General features: G+C 61.8%; 17 protein-coding genes. 4 read left to right on the forward strand and 13 right to left on the reverse strand.

What is annotated here, in order from left to right; all coding sequences use genetic code 11:
- Window positions 1–140 precede the first annotated feature (140 nt).
- Window positions 141–950, forward strand: a complete 810-nt coding sequence (locus C6N40_RS13230; protein ID WP_106991503.1) for a hypothetical protein — start codon at window positions 141–143, stop codon at window positions 948–950.
- Between the two features lie 243 nt (window positions 951–1,193).
- On the opposite strand, the gene C6N40_RS13235 is transcribed toward C6N40_RS13230, so the two are convergent.
- Together C6N40_RS13235 and C6N40_RS13240 are read right to left on the reverse strand one after the other, a co-directional pair.
- The gene (locus C6N40_RS13235) at window positions 1,194–2,861 is read right to left on the reverse strand and encodes a DUF7017 domain-containing protein (RefSeq protein ID WP_205208615.1); all 1,668 of its coding nucleotides are present in this window, start codon (window positions 2,859–2,861) and stop codon (window positions 1,194–1,196) included.
- Window positions 2,858–5,455, reverse strand: coding sequence for an NERD domain-containing protein (locus tag C6N40_RS13240; RefSeq protein WP_205208616.1), 2,598 nt, complete (start codon window positions 5,453–5,455; stop codon window positions 2,858–2,860). Before C6N40_RS13240 ends, C6N40_RS13235 begins: the two co-directional genes overlap by 4 nt.
- A gap of 167 nt (window positions 5,456–5,622) precedes the next feature.
- On the opposite strand from C6N40_RS13240, the gene C6N40_RS13245 reads away from it, so the two are divergent.
- Window positions 5,623–5,856: a hypothetical protein gene (locus C6N40_RS13245; RefSeq protein WP_106991504.1), complete on the forward strand. Its 234-nt coding sequence runs from the start codon at window positions 5,623–5,625 to the stop codon at window positions 5,854–5,856.
- Window positions 5,857–6,052: 196 nt separating this feature from the next.
- Here the strand turns inward: C6N40_RS13245 and C6N40_RS14165 are convergent, their stop codons facing one another.
- From C6N40_RS14165 to C6N40_RS13270, 6 genes are all read right to left on the reverse strand, one after another.
- The gene (locus C6N40_RS14165) at window positions 6,053–6,739 is read right to left on the reverse strand and encodes a hypothetical protein (protein ID WP_162782232.1); all 687 of its coding nucleotides are present in this window, start codon (window positions 6,737–6,739) and stop codon (window positions 6,053–6,055) included.
- Window positions 6,740–6,785: 46 nt separating this feature from the next.
- Complete coding sequence (locus tag C6N40_RS14170) at window positions 6,786–7,379, reverse strand: hypothetical protein (protein ID WP_162782233.1); 594 nt, start codon at window positions 7,377–7,379, stop codon at window positions 6,786–6,788.
- A gap of 330 nt (window positions 7,380–7,709) precedes the next feature.
- Complete coding sequence (locus C6N40_RS13250) at window positions 7,710–9,812, reverse strand: AAA family ATPase (RefSeq protein WP_162782234.1); 2,103 nt, start codon at window positions 9,810–9,812, stop codon at window positions 7,710–7,712.
- 74 nt (window positions 9,813–9,886) lie between these two features.
- On the reverse strand, window positions 9,887–11,281 hold a 1,395-nt coding region (locus C6N40_RS14350), incomplete at its 5' end, for an ADP-ribosylglycohydrolase family protein (protein WP_205208617.1).
- A 90-nt stretch (window positions 11,282–11,371) separates the two neighbouring features.
- A complete protein-coding gene (locus tag C6N40_RS13265; protein ID WP_106991506.1) occupies window positions 11,372–12,334 on the reverse strand; it encodes a helix-turn-helix transcriptional regulator in 963 nt (320 codons plus the stop codon).
- Window positions 12,335–12,393: 59 nt separating this feature from the next.
- Window positions 12,394–14,502 (reverse strand): AAA family ATPase, encoded by a 2,109-nt coding sequence (locus C6N40_RS13270; RefSeq protein ID WP_162782235.1) that lies wholly within the window; start codon window positions 14,500–14,502, stop codon window positions 12,394–12,396.
- A gap of 110 nt (window positions 14,503–14,612) precedes the next feature.
- Between C6N40_RS13270 and C6N40_RS13275 the strand changes: the two genes are divergently transcribed.
- Both C6N40_RS13275 and C6N40_RS13280 read left to right on the forward strand, forming a co-directional pair.
- Window positions 14,613–16,103 (forward strand): DUF2779 domain-containing protein, encoded by a 1,491-nt coding sequence (locus C6N40_RS13275; protein ID WP_205208618.1) that lies wholly within the window; start codon window positions 14,613–14,615, stop codon window positions 16,101–16,103.
- 94 nt (window positions 16,104–16,197) lie between these two features.
- A complete protein-coding gene (locus C6N40_RS13280) occupies window positions 16,198–16,839 on the forward strand; it encodes a hypothetical protein (protein WP_106991508.1) in 642 nt (213 codons plus the stop codon).
- A 194-nt stretch (window positions 16,840–17,033) separates the two neighbouring features.
- Here C6N40_RS13280 and C6N40_RS14175 read toward each other — a convergent pair whose 3' ends face one another.
- The 5 genes from C6N40_RS14175 to C6N40_RS13305 all read right to left on the reverse strand — a co-directional run bounded on the left by C6N40_RS14175 (window position 17,034) and on the right by C6N40_RS13305 (window position 20,842).
- The gene (locus tag C6N40_RS14175; RefSeq protein ID WP_162782236.1) at window positions 17,034–17,873 is read right to left on the reverse strand and encodes a PGN_0703 family putative restriction endonuclease; all 840 of its coding nucleotides are present in this window, start codon (window positions 17,871–17,873) and stop codon (window positions 17,034–17,036) included.
- An 82-nt stretch (window positions 17,874–17,955) separates the two neighbouring features.
- Window positions 17,956–18,294: a hypothetical protein gene (locus C6N40_RS13290; protein ID WP_106991510.1), complete on the reverse strand. Its 339-nt coding sequence runs from the start codon at window positions 18,292–18,294 to the stop codon at window positions 17,956–17,958.
- Between the two features lie 19 nt (window positions 18,295–18,313).
- The gene (locus C6N40_RS13295) at window positions 18,314–18,964 is read right to left on the reverse strand and encodes a HEPN domain-containing protein (RefSeq protein WP_106991511.1); all 651 of its coding nucleotides are present in this window, start codon (window positions 18,962–18,964) and stop codon (window positions 18,314–18,316) included.
- A 92-nt stretch (window positions 18,965–19,056) separates the two neighbouring features.
- Window positions 19,057–19,485, reverse strand: a complete 429-nt coding sequence (locus tag C6N40_RS13300; protein WP_162782237.1) for a hypothetical protein — start codon at window positions 19,483–19,485, stop codon at window positions 19,057–19,059.
- Between the two features lie 337 nt (window positions 19,486–19,822).
- Complete coding sequence (locus C6N40_RS13305; protein ID WP_162782238.1) at window positions 19,823–20,842, reverse strand: hypothetical protein; 1,020 nt, start codon at window positions 20,840–20,842, stop codon at window positions 19,823–19,825.
- Window positions 20,843–20,846 lie beyond the last annotated feature (4 nt).

The raw sequence follows: 20,846 nt of genomic DNA on the forward strand, positions 1-20,846 counted from the left end.
CGCCTTCCCCGGACTTGGGTGAAGAACCATAATTTGGGGGGGTTAGGTCCGCCAAATTGGACTTCCATGAGATTGAATAGGTGTCGGCCAAGTTTCACGGCCGGCATCCCGCCGGCGTCTTGGCTCAAGGAAGAGCTGCCATGCCGATCACCGACTCCTCAGTAACCGCAATTCATAAGATCTCGAGCGACCCGCTCGACCAGAGCCATCACCCTGAACAGGTGGCCGCCGAGGATCCGCCCTACTCCCTCGTTGTTCACCACCCGCATCTGGAGCGGGAAAGCCGGGGACGGCTAGGCACCGATGAAGAGATCCTGCGGTTCTCCGGCAAAGCCGTCAGCAGCCTCGCCGCTGAAAAGGCAGGTCCAGCGCTCTTGGGCGGCATTTTCTCCACAGATGGTCGCTACGAGCAGGACCTGTGCTGGGCCGATGAACCGCAAGTTGCCCTGATTGAAGGGGAGAGCTCGCTGGAAGTGCTGATCAGCACGCTGTCGGAGAACCGGCGGCAACTTGCGGCAAACGCACTTCTCGACGAGCCCCTGAGCCATCGTGCCCTACATATCCCCGACTCGCGAATGGCTTTGCTGTGGAATCTGGCCCATCTCCGCGAAGCCGGCGCGCGCGTGACCCTTCGGTGCAACGTCGATGGCACCGAGATCGAACTGCCCTTGCCCAGCAAGGATGACCTGGATGCGCTACCCAAGTTGGCCAAGGACCCGAATCAGGTTATTGGTCAGTTGACGGGGGTCGGTATCCAAGGCGCAACGTCGTGTCGTGTGGAGGTCACGAGGGGGAAGCCGATGATCGTTGAAGACATGACTGTGGCCGACGCAGCTAAGTACATGCTCGATGGCTGTCGCGTCACCGGCACAAAGGTCGAAGAGGGTGGGGTTCTCTATCTCAGAGATGCTGCGTTCGAAACTAACGCACAGGGCGGCTTGGATCTATAGAACCAAAATGATCTGCTCATCCGTGTAACGCTTCTTCATGTCCCCCTTCCTCTTTGGGACGGGCTCCGCCTACATCACTCTGGACCGGAAAATGGGGGGCGGGTCAGCGCAGATAGACCAGCTATCTCAGAATTACATATGAAGACCGCTCCCCGCAAAAACCGGCCTGTCGTCCGCTCATGAATAGCGGACGTTCCGTGCCTATCGGCAACTTGATCGATCAAGTGCGCCACCTCGAGTCCCTCAAGTAAGCGGCTTGAGGGAGATTACGCGCCACGCGCGCTTGTCTTCCTTGGGGTGCTTCCCGTACACAGCCACGGCCATCACCTCATCAATGGCGCTGTCGATGGAATCAACCAGCGCGGGCGCGACGAAGGCATCGTCAATGAATGCGAATCCCTTGGGGTTTCGGCGAAGCTGGCCCTGGACAAGCTTGACGTCCCTGTCGGGCAATTCGCCCCGCTCCACGTTGAACGCATCCAGCCGATCGTTCTTGGGATTCCGGGTCATGCCGAGCTTGATACCGTCTCCTACTCGTAAGACGTTGCCATCGGGAGCATCAACACCCAATTCATCGCCAGACCCCGCAATGAATACCTTTAGTGGCTTTCCATCGGCGGCTTCGCGCACAACCACGCCTGTCCCCCGCTCGAGACAGTCCCATTGCTCGCCGTCGGATCTGACTGAAGCGTGGACGATGGTCTGCCTGTCATCCCCGTCCTGGCGCCCGATGACGACCGTCAGCGGAGCCCCCGTCTCGAACTTCGGCTTTCTTATCCCCGGACCGACCAAGCTCCAGGATCGGCCTTGTGCATCCTTGATGGCGAAACGCGACAGGGGCTTCGGTTTCCAGCCTGGACGTGGATCCTTGGGCGTGTGGGGAATCAGGAGCCCCAGGTAGCTGGCTGCCTTCGTTTCCACGATGTCGAAACAGAGCGCCAACGCAGCAGGCGAATGACGTCCATAGAACTCCTTCGGGTCCTCGGCCCCTTCTGCTGACGGGTCGTACCATGGACTGGCGATCAACGCTTCCATCTCCCGTCCAATCGGCCAGCCCTCGGCTTGCCGGATATCGATTGTGGTGGCGACTTCCCGGCTGGCCTGAGCGTACTCCTCCAGCTCAGCCAGCAACTCAGCCAACTCGCGGTGCGCCTTCACCAGAAACTTGGATTCGGCGGGACATTCCAGCGCGCGGCAGAAGCAGGCCAACGCAAGTTCTGGCTGTTCGGATTGGTACAACCTCCCGGCTTCCGCCCAGACCCAGAACTCGTTCCGCTTGGCCTTGATGACGCTGGTCAAAAGTTCGGTAGCCCGCTGGAACTCGCCCTTCTTGCGAAACAGGATTGCAGCATTCCAATTCAGCCAAAGCGGGATGTCGCCCGTAGCGGCCTTTCTAGTGGCGTCGATCCACTCCAAAGCCATATCCACGTCTTCGTCCGTCGACGTATCCGGGTGGGACTTGATCCATTTGCACAGGGCCAGTGCAATCTTCGTGGCTAGGGAGGGATAGGATTTTCCTTGGTACTCATTGGGCTGCCAATCTTCGTCGCGGAGCCCGTCCAACCGAAGCCAGTAGATTATGTCCGCGAACTTCGGTAGCAAATGGGCAACCTTAATGATCTGCCCGACGATCATCGAACAAGCCATTTCCGGAACGCGAGGCTGGGATTGCTGATACTCCTCCCAACGCGTCATTACAAAATTGAGATCTTGAGAACTAGCGCGCTGGCTGTCCTTCAATGCCGATTCAATCCGGGCGACAACCCGCTTGATCTCGTCAAAAGTTACCCACTCCAGTTGAGAGCGGGTCTTGAAGTCATCCGGATTTGTCATAAGGATCTCCAAAGCCACATCACGGGCATCTTTCAGTTTCCCGGCCTTGCGGAGGTCCCGGACATCCTCCCAGTTCACAGCAAAGCCTCCTTGATCTCCTCAAACAACTTCAGGTCGCTGGCTAGGAGGGGACGCAAGCTGGAGACGAGCCCCTGCTTGTCAAAATTGATCTCAACCGATGCACGCTCGTCATGGCTGCGAACCGCTGTAATCTGGAGCCGATAGGCAGTCTCAATTGCCGATACGATCTTCCAGCCCTTGGCACCCAACCGCGAGCTAGCCGAGCGACGCAACGCATCTGCTTCAGCCGAATAGGCATTCAAATCAAGGCATCCGGACGCAATTTCGCAAAGCAACGAGAAGTACGCCGAATTCTTGACGTGCATGGCCGATATCACGTTCTTCCCGTTGTAGGAAACACGAAGTTGTTCAAGCTCACCAGTCGGCCCGGCCAGATCGTACTGCTCGTGATAGGGGTGACAGACGGCCCTGACCACCTTCCAGCCAAGGCGTTCTGCGGAATTGGCGACGCGCAACCAGACCGCCGCCGAAATGAGCACGTTCCTAGATTGATCCAGTCCGTGAGGGAGATCGCGCTGCTGGTCCCGCTCGGATGCGATGCCGTTGGGTTCGAAATACCAGCCTGCGCCAATCGGGATGTCCGTGGCGATAGCGGCGGCGCCAGTGTTCCAGACCGCCGAGTCGAACGGATGGATTTCTGTGAAGTTCAATAGCACCAGTTCGCGCTCGGCGACCGTGAGCGCGGAATACAGCCAACGAAAAAAACCCTCCGAATGACGGCCAGCTGCATGATCGCAGTTCACGTAACAAATCGACCGGGACATCCCCTGGGCGTGGTGCACGGTTGAAGCATAGCCATAGCGCACATAGGCAAAGTCCGGCAATGGCGTCGGTTTTCCCGACTTGCGTCGCACTCGTTCCGCAATGGCAGTATTGGCGCTCAGTTCCGGCTTCTCGGAGAGGAGAAATTCCTCCAGAATCTCCATCGGATGCGGCTCGCCAAATTCTAGGGTGCAAGAAACCGAATGAAAGGCAATTGGGGCGTCACGACCTTTCAGTGGCTGTTCGTATGTTTCTCTGGCACCGACCGATGCCGCTAGTCGACGGCTGCCAGAGGGGAGGATAGCGTCCTTGCTCTCGGGACTGACATAGATCTCCAATAGATCGCCCACTTCCAAGCTAGCAAGCAGCTTCTTGCCGTGCAGCCGCTCTCGGACCCATTGAGAGAATGCGTTCACCTTTGCGTGGGTTTCCGCGAGGTACCAGACAGACAACGGATCAGAACGATAGCGATCTTGTATCTCCGCGGCCCCATCTTGTTTATAGACCTGCCGAAATCCATCGTCCTTCAGCAGGTCAAGCTCCGCGAATCGTTCCGAGCGAATGGCCTTCACCAAGCGCTCGGCATTGGCCAGCTTGGCGGATCCGCCGGTGGTATCGATCACCTGAGAAAGCTCCAGGAATTGGTGCTTCAGCTCCCTGCTCTTCTGGTACCCACCCAGCAATGTCGATTCATCATCGCCCGAGCGTTGGATCTGGTAAGGGTCACCGAAAAAGACCGCCTTGCGTTTCCCCTTTCCCAGCTCCGTGAAGGCATGGAAATCGTCGAGCAAGTAGCCCGATCCGTATTGCTTTCCATCAGGCGTAGTGAAGCGGGAATTGCCTAGCAGATGGGCATCATCCAGCAAATAGACACAATCTTCGTCGTCCGTGCAGAGACGCATGGGGATGACATCGAACTTCGCTTTCTCCTCGACGTCCCCCTCGTTCTCAGCCTTTGCACCGCCATACAGGTGTGCATATATGCTTTCGGATTCGACGGGCGCATGCATGGCCAAGCGGCGATTGGGTGCAAGCACAATGGGCCTTCTTCCCAACTTCTCGATCTCCGTGCAAGCATCGACCAACAACCGACTCTTGCCTGTCGAAGTCATCCCGAGCACTGAGAAGCTGACTAGGTTATCCGCAGAGACGAAACTTAAGAGCGCCTTTAGTGCGTCCCGCTGTTGTTCCGTCAAGGGCGTGCGCCTATGTGGTGCCGCCGGCCTTGGATCGATGTCCCGTAACGCCGGACGACTCGAAACCCATTCAATGGGTTGTGCGCCAAGTCGATGTACGATATCGAGCGCTTCCCTTCGGTCGATCAGCAGTTCGGGGGAGGCGAGGCGCTCAAGCAAGCTGGCACAGCTATTCAGGTCTGTTGGATAGAACCAAGAGCGGACCTTGGGCGAAAGGTCTACTTGGTCATGGATGTCTCCAGCGAAGAGGACGCCTGCGGAGATATGGCCCAGATTTCGACCCGACAGCAGTCCCTTGGATTGCAACCAGTTCAGGGTGGAGAACTTGTTGTCGCGGAGTTGCTGATAGGGGTTGTCCTTGCGGCCGCCCTTGACCAATACGCCGTCTGCAAGCCAGGGGCCGTTTTCCGTACCGGTCAGCTTGCCGCCGTGGCTTTTGAAGTCGGCGACGTAGATAGCGGACGGGAGGATGCAAACTAGGTCAATCTCGGCGCCATTCCATAAGGAATTGGCGATGACGACAATCCAATCGGTACTGGTTCCCCACCGCGGCTCCAGCCTTTCCAAGAAGGCTTGAAGCATCTGGTTCTCGTGGGTTCGGCTGGCCTTCTCGCCGTGGACGACTATGGTCATGTTTCCCCGCCGGACAGTATCCCCATCCTATGGTACTGATTTTCCAACGCATAAGCGGATGGCTAATGAGGCCGTAAGCAGGCATATCGAAGCGCATCCAACATCGCAATCTTCGGTAATTTGAAACGACCAGGGTCTTCTAGGCACCTAAGACCATCGATTGGGCGATGATCATTGGCTACCGAGAGGCATGGACCAATCAGGGCGACCTCTTCAGGGCCGAGGATGAGGTGAAGGTGATTGTGACCCAGGTAAGTGATGTCCCCGAGGTCCGAATGACGACCACTCGTCAGATCGCGCAGCAGATGAACCGCGGCGAGAATCGCCTGACTGCGACGGCGGTCGCGAATAATCTGAAGGCGACGTTGGCTTTGCAGGCCGAGTGGGTTGTGGACGAGTAGTTTCATGGGAGTGGAGGTGGAAAACCGCCTCCTGTCCGGCGGGTAGGCGCTGATCCGCCAGAATCAGGCTCGACGCTCAGAATCCAGCTGGCTACACGATCCGTCTCAGGCCAGGAGTCCGATCCCTATGGGCGGAAGCACGGTGTTCGCCGACGATAAGACGATTAGCGGAAAGTCGAGAGCAAGCCGCCGAGAGTCAACGAGCCAGCGGCTTTCGATCGGCTTTCCAAGCACTCTGGCTCGGGCATGGCTCCTTTCCGGCCATGAACAAGGCCATTTCTATTCTTGCCGGACTCATGGCCGTGTAGGACTCGCTAACTTCCCGAAGCGCCTCAATGTACCTCAGGTAGTAGGTCGCCATCCTCTCTTTCGTGACATAGTCCTGAGGCCATGAGTTACTTCCTTTCCAAGGAGGGAGTATGGGGAAGCATCGCTTTTCGTCCACGCAGATTTCTCGGAGCGCTACTGACACTCGGGAATCGTAGATCGCGAATGCCGACTGATCGAGAAGGCATATCCACTTGCTCGCTGTAGCAATCCCCACGCCAGGAACATTAAGTAGTCCATTGACCTTGTTCAGGGATAGTTCGCTCCTGATTTCAATAAGGACGGCCCCAGCCTCGTCAACTCTCCTCTCAATGGCTGCGGGAAACACGGATGCCTTCGCGAATCCCCAAGAGTGGATAGCACGAAGCGCTGCCAAAAGGCTTTCCTGTTCCGCAGACTCAAGGGCTAGGCAAAGTTGCTTCGATAGCTCCTCTCTCTTCAACCATGCAGACTCCCAGCTATCGCCTCTCCACTCGAATCTCTCGAGGTGACGTTCTAATATGCACTGCGGAAATCTTGCGATAATCGCGGCCGCGATTCTTCCAACGTCAGTCATCGTTCCACTCTCGGCATCTGCTTGCGAGGCTGTCATAGCTGGATTCTCATCTGGTAATGCTTAAGCATTGAACTCCCCAGTGGTCCAGATCGGCGCGACGCTTCCCGGCATCTGGATCGCGACCTATTCTTGAGTCGCAGGTCACTCGCAATCCAGTGCTGGAGGCGATCGACCTCGTGCGGCTCGCGAAATCATCAAACCGTTCTGCAATCTTCTTCTTTGCACCACCCCTGCTTGCCCTGGAGGCGTCCGTGTAAATGGCTAGACAGCAAATCGAAAGCTTGCTGTCCACTCGCCGGTCAAGTAGAAAACAGAGGCGGCGAATGTCCTTCTCAATCGCTTTTGTGAATGCATAAGCGCGAATTTTTATCTCAACGGCGGCAAAGAAATCTTCATTCACTCTTTGCACTGCGAGGTCGCAACGACCATTCAGCCTGAGATCAGAGGAATGACCATCCACTAGCCGGCTCGATCTGGCATCTACCATTTCGCTGATTTTGGGCTCTACACAGACCCATTTTCGCGAGTCGTCGAGTTCGCCCTGCAAGGATTGGGCGACGCTAACAGTGAACCAGTACTCTGGTGCCTTGTTGGCCCAAGTGCCGTGAAGCGCATGCCATGATTTCGCGGCGTGCTTCATTCCACGAAGGACGGCGCGAGAAATCTCATGGCGTGGAATTCCTCTAGACATCGGACCCTCAAAAGATTGGGCGCATGGACCATTAGAGATCTCAGCGCTGAATACGGCCCGCCGGCGTCGGGCGTTGACGAGGCTAGATCTGTCTTCTGCCAAATCTCATCTGGTCTCGATGATGGCAATATCTATTGGCCCTGCCTAGTGGATCAATGGATCTCTGGATGGAGGAGACTGAACCGGTCTAGGGCCTCAGCCGGAATACTGAGTAGAGGGCTTCAACAGGAGTCAATGGAGTGGCCCTAGCCTCACAAGGCTGGGACCGCTTTGCGCGCGTCAAATAAAACCCATCTTCCGTTCGCAGGGTCCCTTGTAGCTCTGTTCCTTCAGCAACTGGGCGTAAAGCGCCCTCGCGTCCCTGAGTGGCGCAATTCGGTTTCTGCGCAACACTGCGTGAAGATCTCCTGCAGATAGACGGGATAGCCCCCGAACCAATGACTCAAGCTCGGGCTCGGCTGTCGCAAAGCCCGCCGACTCGCAGGCGCGCTGAAAGAGGGCCCATGCTTGTTCCGGACGGAGGTGCTGGAAGCCAACCTTGAGGTCGAATCTGCGCCACGAAGCCGGGTCTAGCGCCCCGTCGAGGTTTGTCGATGCGATGAAGATGCCGGGGAAGGACTCCATCTGGGTCAACATTTCATTGACCAGTGTGGTCTCCCAGGAGAATCGAGACTGGCGGCGATCGTTGAGGAATCCATCCACCTCATCAATAAGCAGGACGGCGCTTTCCCTTGCGGCCTGGGCAAAGGACTCCGCAATGTTCTGCTCAGTCTGCCCCACGTACATGGAAAGCAGGTCCGATGCCCTCCTCACGATGATCGGCGCCGCCAGTTTCCTGGCGAGCCAATGCGCATATGCCGTCTTTCCGGTGCCGGGAGGACCATGGAGCAGGATCCGCGCACTGGAGTTCGGTCCCAGCTGGCCGGAAAGGGCGCCGAGGTCCTCGTCGGCATTGATGTAGCGCGTGTCGTAGTGTTCGGGGAGTTCGGGCGTGGATCCATTGGTGAGTCCCGCATGGCCCTGCGCGCGAAGCGTGGCGTCCACGAGGAGCTCCATCGCGCGAGACCTTTCCGTCGTAGAGGTCTCTGAATTGCAGGCGGCCACCACCGATGCCGCCCGGTGCACGATGGCCGGCGTGAGTTGTTGGCTGCCCGCAAGGCGCCCCACCAGCGAGTCCTCGATCGGCTCCTCGATCGTCCGTCGAATGATTTCTTCGCGTCTCGACTGCGGAGGGTTCGGAAGTTCGACCACCACATCAAACCGACGTACGAAGGCAGGGTCCAGGCAGTCGACGCGATTGGTCACCCAGATCGTCGGCGTGGGGTTGGACTCCAGCATGCGGTTCATCCACGCCTTGCGGCGCTGTGCGGAGCTCCGGCTCATGAAGAAGCCGCCATCCCCCAGGAACACGTCTTCCGCTTCATCGAACAGAAACAGCAGTCGTCGATTGGCAAAGAAGCCTTGTGCTGCCCGGTAGGCCCGAAGCCGCCGGTCGCCATCGATCGGATCGCCGTCTTCGTCCTCCGAGCTGATCTCGAACAGCTCGACACCCAGCTCGGCGGCCAGCATGCGCGCGAACTCGGTCTTTCCGACCCCTGGCACGCCGTGAACGAGCAGGTTCGTGCCGAGGCGGCGTGTTTCCAGCGCGTTCGCCAGGTGGTCCCGGGCCAGTCCGGCCAACTCGTCGACATGCGGAAAGTCGGGCCGCCCAAGGGTCGGCGCCTGTGAAGGAAAGACCTTGTCGCGAAGCAGGTCCACGGGGTCCGCATCCAGCGTGGTCATCCGTTCGGCAAAGCCACCGGAAAGCACGTCCACCTTGTGCTGGAGGTAGGTGGTGTTTTCCCTGTCGACGGTCAGCAGGCCCGTTCGGCAGAGGGTGCCGCGCGCGGCCAGGGCTTCGCGGACCTCCGGCTCCGGGACGCAGAGGATCACGGCCAGGGCGCGCGGAATGCGGGACGTCGCCAGCGAGCCCAGCAGGTCAAGGGTTTCCCCCAGCACCGGCTCGGTTTGCACCAGCACGGCAAACGCCAGCAGCAGGCGCTCGACCCGGGTCAGGCCCAACAGGTCGCCCACGCGGTCGATGTTGATCGCCAGCTGCGACGGCAGCGGCATGCCAGAGATGTCATCGGGGTAGCGGGCCGCCATGGCCCTGAGTTTCGACAGCAGGGCGAGTGGCTTGGCCGGCGAGTCGCCGGGCAGGGTGTCGAGCCCCAATGCCTCCAGGATCACGATCGCCCCCATTTCGTCGGGATCGACGACCCGGCGTCGCGCGCCGAGCTTGATGAGGGTCCGGAGGATCCAGGCCCGAACCACCTCCGGCAGACCAACCGCCATCGGGTCTTCCACTACCGACTCTTCGATGCGTGCGCGCTTCTTCCGCATGGGGCTCTCCTCTTGGGAGCCCATTCTCGGGCTGGCCTGCGTCAGTCCATGTCGCAGCAATCGCCGGGTCCGCGCTAGCGCTGCGTGTGCAGGTAAATCTCCTGTACCCGCGTTTCGATGGCATTTCGGCGTACGGCCCGCACGCGGGCCATCGCCTCGGCGGGTTCGACATCGGGCAAGGCGGCCATTAGCAGCTTTGCCGCAACGGTACCGGCACGGCCAAGGCCGCCCTTGCAGTGGACGATGATGCCGTCGCCGGTACGCAGGGCCTCCAGCAACTGCGGGCAAACCGCGCGCCACGCCTGCTCGAAGCGTCGATCGGGTGCCTGTTCATCGACGATCGGAAGGTGATGCCAGCGCATCCCGTGTGCGGCCGCCTGCTGCGGCAGGTCCTCGACCTGCAGCTCCACGAATTCGTGGTCCTCGATCAGGGTGACCAGATGCCTGGCGCCCCACGAGCCGAGAGCCGCGAGGTCCGTCGCCAGGTCCCGGTCCCAGGCACCGGAGATCGCGTTGCGCTGCTTCTTGCCGGGGCAAAAGGTGACACCGATTCGGCCAGCCCCCGCTTTCAACGTGGCCACCCGGATCGGATGCGACGCCGAGGTCTTCACTGCGACGTCCACGGGGCGGGCCGGCAATCGGCGTTTGAGCAAGCCATCGAGCAGCGGTTGGTATAGCCCCACGCCAAGCAGGCCGTCTCGCCAGGTCGACGGAATGCCCTTGAACCCATGGCGAAGGCCGGCGATGCCGCCGGCCACGGCGGCCGTGGTGTCGGTGTCATGACCGAAGGCGACCGCCCGCCTGATGCATTCCCGGAAATCCCCGGTCGTCTCAACCGCCTGGCGGGCGGACCAAAGGCAGTCCACGACATAGCCGGTACCGCCTGCCTTGGCGGCATGGGCCGGGTCCAGAACAAGCTCGATCTCGTTCGAAGGCAATCCGGCCGCCGCGCCGAGCTCGCGCAGCCTGCCATCTGCCCAGGCCCAGGCATCCGCTTGGCCGGCCAGGGTGGCCCGTGCCCACAGGCAGTAGAACGCACAGGCTACCTGGGAGCGCGGATGCCCATGGGTGGGCAGCGACTGCCGGCCGGCCAGGATGGCCAGCTCCTCGTCCGGGCCCTGGTGCCAGAGTGCCAGGGGCAGCACACGCATGAGGCTGCCATTGCCGTTATTGCCCTCCTCGCAGGGCCCGGCTTGCTCGGGCGGGACGCCTTGGGCGAGCCGATTAATGGCCTTGCTCGTCTGGATGCCAACATCAAAGACTTGTCCGCCAACGGCATAGAACCCCTCGTGCAGCCAGCGTCGCAGGCCGTCGGCAAAGTGCGTCAGTTCGAGGCCGGAACGCGACAGAAGGCTGTCGAGCAGGACAAGGGCCTGGGCGCCGTCGTCGCTCCACGTGCCCGGACTGACGCCGAGGTGCGCCCGGCGGAAACCCTTCGGCGGCACCATGTCCAACTCGTCGGGGGGGGGNCTCGTAAGGCACGCCAACAGCGTCCCCCACCAGCAAACCCACCAGCCCGCCGGCAAGGCGATCCTGCAGCACCCATTGGCTGGAACTGCTCATGCCTCGAGATCTTCGGGTTCGAGCACTTCGACCTGCTCACCAAAGCTGTTGATCCACCAGACCAACTGGGAGGTGTAGCGCACCGTGGCCGTGATCACGACCCAATCCGGATCGGCATCGGCCACGATCACCTGGTCTTCGCTGAGCCGGGTTTCGCGCAGGTGCTCGGCCGCGGGGGTTTCCATCCGAAGCACGAGCCGGATCGGTCCGCGATCGAAGAAGCCCATCGCGCCGCCGTGCACGAAGTCATGCAGGTTGAAGCCATCCGGCCGCTCCACGGGATCCTCGACGGCCTCGGCCGACAGCATGCGGTGAAGGGGCAGCGAGGCGATGTCCTCGTGCTGGCCGAACCGGCAGATCAGGTAGGTGACCGGACCTCGCTGGACCAAACCCAGGGGATGGATCCGGTGGGTCCTGGCCTCGCCGCTGCCACGCGCGCGGTACTCGATCCTTACTTGCCGATCCTGCTGCAGCGCGAGGTGGACCGTGGCGAGCACGGCCTCATCCACCAGCGGCGGCAGCAGCGGCTGGTTGGGGGCGATGGTTTCGACCTTGTCGCTCCAGCTGGCCAGTCCTCGGTTGGGCACCTGGGACAGGGTCAGCGAGGCCTGGTCGAAGTAAGGCGCCAGCTGGTCCATCAGGTGCGTGGGCAGCAGCCCCTGGAGGTGCGAGCGGGCCAGCTGCAGGACCATCGCCTGCAGCGGCGACATCCCGGGAAGGGAGAACGCCGGCGCATCGCGCTGCCAGCTCCAGCCGAATGGCTTCTCACGCTCGTCGGCCACCAACGGGAAAGCAGCGCTGAGCGAGTCGAGGTCTCGCTCCACTGTCCGCTTGCTCACTTCATAGCCCTCGGCCGCCAGTCGCTCGGACAGCTCGCGCGCCGTCGTGCGCTGCGGATGCCGGGGAATCCACTGGAGCATCAGCCACTGGCGGTGGAGGGTTTCCTTGGCGGAGGACATCGAGGGCAGGATATGCAAGGGACTCAGGAGTACGGTAACACCGGGGGCTTGGGTTCCCATCAGTAGACGAAGCCAATCGGACGCGCATTGCCGGAGCGGTAGGCGCACTCCTCCTCCAGCGCCTGCAGCACATCCTGGGCCGATGGCGCATCGGAAACGAGGCGAAGTTTTCGCGCTGCGGTGGCAATGTCGCCTGGCACCAGCCCTGAGAGCCTGCCCGAGCGCGGCCCCAGGGTCGCCTGGGTGGCTTGGTCCCAGGGCAGTCTGAATTGGGAGAACAGCCAGGCCACCATGCGGGCCCGCTGGTCGGGCGTTGGCGCCGCGAAACCCACCTTGAGGTCGAAGCGGCGCATCACCGCAGGATCCAGCTGGTCCAGGCGGTTCGTGGTGCAGACGAAAACGCCTTCGAACCGCTCCATGCAGGTCAGCAGTTCGTTGGTCTGGGTGCTCTGCCAACGTGGCTGCCCGCCCAGGCGGGCCGACAGGAAGCTGTCGGCCTCATCGAGCAGGAGCAGGTCGCCTTCGCGTGCCGCCTCGTCGAACATCTGCCGGAGGTTCGCCTCGGTTTCCCCCACGTAGGGCGAGAGGAGGTCCGATGCGCTCTTGGCCCGCACCATGACGCCCCGCAGTTGGCCAAGATGGTGCGCGAAGCGTGTCTTTCCGGTCCCAGGCGGGCCATGCAGGAGGATCCGGGCACCGGGGACGCTGCGGATTCGGCTGGCCACGCGTCCCAGGTCGGCGTCGGGGTTGAGCCAGGACAGGTCGAAGTCGCCGGTGGCCAGGCGGCCGGATCCAAGCGTTTCCGTCGCGCCTCCCAGCGCCGACAGGAACTGCCGACTCATGTGGCTGAAGCAAGCGGCCGCTTCCGGCGCGCTGGCGGGCTTCATGCTGGCGACCGATCGCCCGAACCGCACCAGCGTGGCGGGACTGATGCGCCGGTCGGCCACGGCCTCGGTCAACCAGGGTTCGTTGTCTCTCAGCTCGGGCAGGGATCGGCAGAGCAGGGCCTTGCGTAGCTCCCGCCCCGGTGGCTTGATCTCGAGTATCAGGTCGAATCGACGAAGGTAGGCCGGATCCATATGGCTGATGCGGTTGGAGAGCCACAGCGCGGGCGAGAGATTGGATTCGAGCGTGTCGTTCATCAGGGCTTTGGAGGGGATGTCCTTCCGGTCCCACGGGGCATAGGGGAACAGATCCTCGACCTCGTCTAGCAGTACCAGCGAGCGCCCGGCCGACTGGATCAGGCCCTGGGCCATGCGGTACTGGCGCAGCCGTTCCATCGGGTCCTGCGTGTCGCCATCAGCGAAGGCGGGGATCACGAAAAGCGAGGCTCCGAGCGCGCGGGCCAGCACATCCGCCAATTCAGTTTTGCCCACGCCGGGAGGGCCATGCAGCAGTACGTTCACGCCCACGCGCCGGTCTTCGATGGCCTTGCCCAGCAGTTGTTGCAGCATCCGCACATCCTGGTCGATGTGGGCGAAGTCGGAGCGCTCCAGGCTGCCTTTCGGCGCCCGCGGCACCAGCCGCGAAATGGCCTCGGCGGCGGACTCGAGGGGGCTGAGCAGGCCCGCCATCAGGCCCTGGGGAATCTCCAGCCGGGCCTCGAGCGGCGAGCCGATGGATCGGCGGGCCACGAGCAGGCCAGATCGCGCGAGCGGTGCCTTCGGGTCTAGCAACGATTCCGACGTTCCTGCTTCCACGCCGAGCAGGATGTCGAGGTTGAGCCGCATGACCGTATCGATGCAGTCCAGCAGCAGCGGGCGAATGGCGGCATGCAGCGTGCCATCGAGCCGGCTGGCGATTCGAAGGAAGAGAAGCAGGGTTTCGAGTTCGCCCAGCCCGGCTTCGCGGCCGAGCAGTTGAAGGTTGCGAAGGAGGATGCCCCCGTCCGCCGGCTCCGCACAAAGTGCCTGGATCCTTGTCTCGATCACCTCTTCAAAAGGCTTGCTTGTGCACTCACCGCGGATGCCGAGGTAACCGAAAAGCGCGGGCAGCGGGTCGTTTCCGCTTGGCCCGGCCAGCTGGTTCGCCAGCTCCGTCCCGCCGACCACTCCCGTGACGGTGAGCGCCCGGCAGACGAAAAGCTGCGGTAGGCTCCCGCAGATGCGGGCAAGGAAGTCCTTGCCGAGGCCGAACCCTTCGACGAGTGGAGACTGACGGTGGCGCATCGCCCTTCCTCTGTATTGCTGGGGTTGCGAAGGGTGCGCCATGCCTGCGACATCGGATGTCGCAGCGAAAGGGCAACGTTGAGGCCTGTCCAAGACGAGGACCTGGGGTAATGGCCAAGAAAACGCTCTCCAAGTCGAAGCTCATGGCCTACCGCCAGTGCCCCCGGAGGCTCTGGCTGGAGGTGCACCGGCCGGACCTGCGCGAGGACTCCGCCTCTTCGCAGGCGCGATTCGATGCCGGCCACGAAGTGGGCGAGATCGCGAGACGCATCTATGACCCCCAAGGCAAGGGCGCACTGCTGGACCTGGATGTCCTCGGCGTGGACGGGGCGATCAAGCAGACCAAGGCTTTGCTGCCAACGCGCGTGCCGATCTTCGAGGCCGGCTTTGTCGCCAGGAGGGTGCGGGCCTTCGCGGACGTGCTGCTGCCGGTCCGCCGGAAGGGCCGGACGGCCTGGCGCATGGTCGAGGTCAAGTCCTCGACCTCGGTGAAGGACTACCACCGTGACGACGTCGCCACCCAGGCGCTGCTGGCGACGGAGTCGGGCGTGGACCTGGCCGAGGTCGCCGTGGCGCACATCGACAGCCGATGGACCTATCGGGGGCGCGGCGATTACTCGGGCCTGCTGGTCGAGGCGGACCTGAGCAACGAGGCGCTGGACCGGGGCAAGGAGGTGCGCCGGTGGATCAAGGAGGCGCACGCGATAGTCGACCAGCCCAAGGAGCCGGACGTCCGGACCGGGCGGCATTGCAGCACGCCCTACGAGTGCGGTTTCCATGGGTACTGCAGCGCAAGGGAGCCCCCGGCCACGGTGCCGGCGGCATGCTTGCCGCGCGTCCAGACGGCAGCGCTGCGGGCCTTCCTTGATTCAGGCCCGGCCATCGAGATGGCCGATGTGCCGGATGGGCTGCTAAACGAGCGCCAGCGCCGGGTGAAGGATGTGACGCTGTCGGGCAAACCCTACTTCGACAAGGCAGGCGCCCGGCGGGCGCTGGCAGGCGATGGCCGGCCGGCGTACTTCCTTGACTTCGAGACGGTGATGTTCGCCGTTCCCAGATGGGCGGGAAAACGGCCCTACCAGCAGATCCCGTTCCAGTTCAGCCTGCATCGGCTCTCGATGTCGGGCGCGCTGGAGCACACGTCCCATCTGGACCTGAGCGGCGAGGATCCGTCGCGGGGGTTTGCGGAGGCGCTGGTGGCAGCCTGCGGAAAGCGCGGGCCGATTTACGTTTACAACGTGGGGTTTGAGCGGGCGCGGATCATGGAGCTTGCCCAACGGTACCCAGCACTCTCCGGATCATTGACTGCTCTGGTCACGCGATTGCGGGACCTGCTACCCGTCGTGATGGACCACTACTACCATCCGGCGCAGGAGGGGAGTTGGAGCATCAAGGCTCTATTGCCCACGATCGCGGCAGATCTTCACTACGAAGGCCTCGATGGTGTGCAGGACGGAGGGATGGCCATGGCGGCATATCAAGAGGCAATCGATTCCCGTTGCCCGTTCGAGCGGAGGGAGTCCCTCAAGGCTCAGTTGCTGCGCTATTGCGAACGGGACACGCTGGCCCTGGTCAGCGTTTGGACCTTCCTGCGCTCATGATTGGGAGCGGGCAAGATAGCGGGGCTGGTGTTCTCCAGAAGGCACACTGAGAACCGTTGCTCCACAGGATCAAGGCAAGGATAAAGGCGAGAAAATGGCCACGAACGGACTGTCAGAGGAGTTCATCACCGCTTTCCGGGCGGCGGAGTCAGGCCATCGGGAAGCTATCAAGGAGTGTTATACGGTCCCGCCCCTCCGGACCAAGACCATGCTCGGGGAAGGCGGTGTCCTCCAGGACGCTTGCCATCACTTGGCCAACACGCTGGACTTGGCGCTGGAATACAAGCGGGAGTGGTACACGATTGACGCGCTGTTCGTTTCTGGGAAGGAGCTGATCTATCCCGACGGATCAGTCGCTTCGGATGGACACCGTCTTTGGTATCCGTCGCGGCTGGACGTGCTTGTCGAGCACGAGAATAAGGGAAATCTGGAAGAAGAGATGTGGAAGCTGCTTTTCTGGTACGCCAAGCTGAAGGTCATCATCGGCTATGACTTCTGCGAAAACGAGTACGACGAAAAGCTGGGACGCGGCCAGGCAGGAGCCAAGCGGGATTGGGCGCCTAGAAAGATCCAACAATTACGAGGCATGCTCCGCGAAGTCCATGGTGCGGACGGAGATGGTGCCGAGTACCTATTGATCCTGGGGAACCGCGGGGCGTGGGCAGATGATTCGCCGGTCGCCTGGCGCTGGTGCAGGCTTGACGATGACAGCAGCGAGTTGGTTCCCCTCGGCTAGGCCTCGGTGAGTGCTTCGTTCTGATTGCCGATAAAGCGTTGTATTTCCGCGGTGCCCGCGGCTGTGACAAGAGACCCAGGGAGAATGGATTTATCCGGTGCGTCCATGCCTTGTCCCATCAGGGGCGTACGGAGCGTCGTACCCGCCTTGGGTCATGACCTATGAACCCGGTGGTCGGACTCCCTAGGGCCGGATCAAGAGGCCGCCTGCAGATATCGTGCCCTGAGGTAGTTCCGGTAATCCGCACTGCCAGCTTCCTTAGCGTTCAATGCGGAAAAGAGCTCCTGATAGGACATGGCCATAAATCCGATCTCCGATCCCACGGCATCGGCGAATGAACTGATCTCCGAACGGTGCAGCGTACCCTCCGGCCCTTCGCAATCCATGTAGATATAAAAGAGGCGGAAAGCCCTGCCCAAGTTCACGGCCAGCCCAAGCGAATGCTTCAAGAGCTGGCTGGCATCCAGATGTGTGAACTGAACATCCTTCGATTGCATGCTCCCGGCGAGCTTCTGGCACTGCTGTAAACCGGCCCTGCTCCATACGCCCTCGCCAGCTGGGAAGTATTTCTCCTTGAAGACGGGGGCGCTGCCCTTCTTCGGCGTCAGCCACTCCGTGAACTTGCTTTCAATGCCAACGACGTCTCCGCCGGAGAGCTCAATGACAACGTCGAGGTTGGGAGGGTTGCCGGGTAGCCCTGTCGGATACTGGGCCTCGAATCGAACCAAAGCATTTTTGGTATCGGGCAATCCAAGAGCCGAAAGCAGATGGGTGTTCGCCACTCCTGCCCAGAAATCGAAGAAGTTCACCGCAAGGGCAGACGAGGAATGAAGCGCCCTCATCTTGGCGGGTGATGAGGGCGAGTCCTGGAGTTCGGAGCCGCTGCCACTGAGGAAGGCTGATTTCGTGGCTGGCCTCATGGACTGGAAGAGATTCTCCTCGTAGCTGGCCAGATAGCCTTTGTCGTCAGGCTCAAGGCCGATTGATCTCGCCCAAGCGATCTGTCTGGAAACAACCGCTGCTTTCGTGTTCATTGTTCCGCGTCCTAGATTGTGGAAGGCCTTCACGCGTGATGGTCATCGAAGGATCTCCCGGCCTCGTGGCTAAGCCAGAACCCTAGTGGGCATGAACGTACTCGCGCCCCAGAATCGGGCAGTCGAGCGCATCCATCATCTCCGAGGTCACGGCCGCGATATCAGTAGTGGTCGTTAGCTCCCGTGCAACGCGCCCGCTGTCGTCGCACAACCACATGCGGCCGCGGGAATCAGTGGCAAGAAAGACTTCACAATCCCCGCTGGAGAGCAGGTAGGCCAACTCCTCGCACGGAGCGGGCCCTGGCAGCTCTTGGAGGCAAAAGAAGACGTCAATCTTCATCTCTGCCATGTCAGCCAAAGTGACCACCTGTTCCACCAAGTGGTCGGCCATCGCCTGGAACGGGGTCTGTGGGCAATGCATGGGTTTCTCCAGCGTGCCATCAACGCACAACGGGGTAGAGGATCTCGCCATGGTCCGCGTCGGGATGGACTAGCATCAGATCCACCACCATCGGCAACAGGGTGCCAAGGATCGTGGCCCCATCCTTGACTTGCTGGCGATTGATGCCACTGTTCCACGTCGCGCCGCCATGCACGAGCTGGTTGCGCAGGACGTAGAGCCTGTCGAAGACGATCGAAAGCACCTTCGTGGTGTCCTTCTCCATCAACGCACCAAGCGCCGCGCGCTTGCCGGCCTCGAAGCCCTCTCGCCAGGACTCGGTCTGGTCCCATGTTTGCTGGGCCATCCAGAAGGGCTGGTAGACGTGCTTGTTCTCGATGAGCGTGCGGATTGGGCCGCTGAACTGGCCGAAGATGGCCGCATGCAGGCGGCCGTCCTGGTCGAGGGCAACCAGCCGTGCGAGGAACTCGCGCAGCCGGCCGCGCTCGGTTTCACCGGCGCCAATCTCGCGGGCGTACGCGGCGTTCAGGGCGATCCACAGGAACAGGAACCGGGCATCCGGGTCGTCCGGCTCCGCCTCCGCGCGCGCCAGCCAGCTCAGGGCGCGGTGGATGCGGACGCGCCAGGCGTCCGGAGTGGCCTCCTGCGGGATGGCCTTGAAGCGTTCGCGTAGTTCGGCGGCGGTTGGCATGGGGCGAGGTTAGCAAGGCCGTGGCTCCTGACTCACCCACGGGTGTGTGGCAGCCAGAGACTTTTTCTCAGCCGGGTGGCGCTCCTTCGCGCTCAGGCCTTGCCGCGTCGTCGTTTGTCCCACTGGATGAGTGCCTTGTGTGCACCGTCGGCGTGCCGAGCACGCTTGAAGGCGGCAAACCCTTCGAACGGGTGCACCCAGGGCAGCGACGACGTACCGTCCCACATCGAGATGGGGGTGTCGTCGAATGTGCTGAGTTTCAGCCGCCCGCTCCCCGGTATCGATTGCACCCGGTAAACGGTTGCCGACACGCTGATGAGCCCTTGGGCGGCCAGGGCATCGCTGGGCAGCAGGGCAAGGAAGTCGCCGTTCAGGGAGGCGAGAGGCCCCATGCCCCGGGCAAGGTGCCGGAGCATGTCCTGCAGGGATTGCTGGATCCCGGCCAGGCGGCCGAGGAAGTATTCGCGCTGGGCGGCGTCGAGGCTCTCGACGAATTGGGTGTCGCTGGTGAAAGGCTTCATGGCCATCTCCTTTTGGGTGATTGCCGCCAGCACAGCCATCCGGGGATGGTCCGCTTTAGCTGCACTTGTATCCCGCCCGCAAGCTGGTGGCTCAAATCGGCGGCTTGGAGAAACGATTGAGTTTGGCGGCTTTCGCCTGGAGGGGCTTCAGGGCTTACCCGCAGATGTTGGCGCGCGCCTGCGGGAACGGGAACCAGGGGTCGGGTAGGTCGCCGCGCTCCCATGCGAGGCGCAATGCCCTGATGGGCGTTGCCAGCCCCCTGGAACGCTTTACCAGTATTTGTGGATCGCTCCGGACGTTGTCCCCTGAACCGGCGATGGCTCCTTGCGGCGAAACTCAAGACCAGGTGCCTGCAGTCTCATCGGCTGGGACAATGCCCCGCCCGCATAGCTGACGCTGTCCCCAGTCGACGAGGGCCCGGTGCAGGCAATCCTTCGCGCGGATGCGATCCGAGTACCACAGTCGCCAGATCGGCTTCGCCTTGTCGAAAAGCAGGACGTGCCAGTGCTGGTCTTGGAGGCCCTCTTCCTCCAGCTTGGCCCGGATCTGCCCAAAGTAGTCGGTCTTCGAAGCCTCCCTGCCGGGCACCATCAGTTCTCCGTAGTAGGGAAGCAGTGCGGGCGCACAAGCCTGAAGGGTCAACAGCGGGTCCCTGAACTGGACACAGCGGTTCCACCAGAACGTCTTGAGGAACCAGGATCTCCGGCGCAACAGTTTCGGCACGGATCGACTGAAGGCCAGTACCAAGGCAGGATCAAGCTGGAACGCATTCACCAGCAGGTGTTCGGCCTTCCGTTGGTCAATGCAGCGCTTGGCAAGTTTGATGAGGTTTCGTACGAGCCAATCCCAGGCCAGCAGGTCGGCGTTTGTTGGAAACTCTGGCGGGATCATTCCTGCCAGTCGCCGGGTCCGCAGCGCATCCGCGAGTTCGGCAAAGGCTGCTTTTGCGCGGATTGCGACCCAGCCAACCCATGCCCAGTCACTCAGCGGGCGATCCAAGCGAAAGCCGAACGCCTTTGGCGGCTTCACGGGAAGCGCGTGCCGCGCCTCGATCGTCCCGTTGCCGGCGATGTCGTACTGGACGCATCCGAAGCAGGTGATGCGCCGGCCGATGCCGATGCTCTCCACGATGAAGCCGCGCCGGAACCGACCAAGCAGGTCGGGCCACATCCGCGCCAGAGCCTCGCACAGGGCCCTGGTCAGTCCCAGTTCGCGAAGCTCCTGCGGGATGGGCTGCTGGCTGGCCCATCGCACCAGGTTCGAAGGCAGCGGCCGGCGTGGTCGCCTGACCACGCAATCCTCGAACAACCGGATCCTCAGGATTCGCCGGGGATCTGGGAGGGCCATGCCGTTCATCGCC

It is taken from the genome of Arenimonas caeni (assembly GCF_003024235.1).
In the GTDB taxonomy this organism is placed as follows: domain Bacteria; phylum Pseudomonadota; class Gammaproteobacteria; order Xanthomonadales; family Xanthomonadaceae; genus Arenimonas; species Arenimonas caeni.

Excerpts from the sequence above, each read along its gene's own strand:
- C6N40_RS13230 (WP_106991503.1), top strand. The coding sequence starts at position 141 with ATGCCGATCACCGACTCCTCAGTAACCGCAATTCATAAGATCTCGAGC.
- C6N40_RS13240 (WP_205208616.1), bottom strand. The coding sequence starts at position 5,455 with ATGACCATAGTCGTCCACGGCGAGAAGGCCAGCCGAACCCACGAGAAC.
- C6N40_RS13245 (WP_106991504.1), top strand. The coding sequence starts at position 5,623 with ATGATCATTGGCTACCGAGAGGCATGGACCAATCAGGGCGACCTCTTC.
- C6N40_RS14165 (WP_162782232.1), bottom strand. The coding sequence starts at position 6,739 with ATGACTGACGTTGGAAGAATCGCGGCCGCGATTATCGCAAGATTTCCG.
- C6N40_RS14170 (WP_162782233.1), bottom strand. The coding sequence starts at position 7,379 with ATGAAGCACGCCGCGAAATCATGGCATGCGCTTCACGGCACTTGGGCC.
- C6N40_RS13250 (WP_162782234.1), bottom strand. The coding sequence starts at position 9,812 with ATGCGGAAGAAGCGCGCACGCATCGAAGAGTCGGTAGTGGAAGACCCG.
- C6N40_RS13265 (WP_106991506.1), bottom strand. The coding sequence starts at position 12,334 with ATGTCCTCCGCCAAGGAAACCCTCCACCGCCAGTGGCTGATGCTCCAG.
- C6N40_RS13270 (WP_162782235.1), bottom strand. The coding sequence starts at position 14,502 with ATGCGCCACCGTCAGTCTCCACTCGTCGAAGGGTTCGGCCTCGGCAAG.
- C6N40_RS13275 (WP_205208618.1), top strand. The coding sequence starts at position 14,613 with ATGGCCAAGAAAACGCTCTCCAAGTCGAAGCTCATGGCCTACCGCCAG.
- C6N40_RS13280 (WP_106991508.1), top strand. The coding sequence starts at position 16,198 with ATGGCCACGAACGGACTGTCAGAGGAGTTCATCACCGCTTTCCGGGCG.
- C6N40_RS14175 (WP_162782236.1), bottom strand. The coding sequence starts at position 17,873 with ATGAACACGAAAGCAGCGGTTGTTTCCAGACAGATCGCTTGGGCGAGA.
- C6N40_RS13290 (WP_106991510.1), bottom strand. The coding sequence starts at position 18,294 with ATGCATTGCCCACAGACCCCGTTCCAGGCGATGGCCGACCACTTGGTG.
- C6N40_RS13295 (WP_106991511.1), bottom strand. The coding sequence starts at position 18,964 with ATGCCAACCGCCGCCGAACTACGCGAACGCTTCAAGGCCATCCCGCAG.
- C6N40_RS13300 (WP_162782237.1), bottom strand. The coding sequence starts at position 19,485 with ATGAAGCCTTTCACCAGCGACACCCAATTCGTCGAGAGCCTCGACGCC.
- C6N40_RS13305 (WP_162782238.1), bottom strand. The coding sequence starts at position 20,842 with ATGAACGGCATGGCCCTCCCAGATCCCCGGCGAATCCTGAGGATCCGG.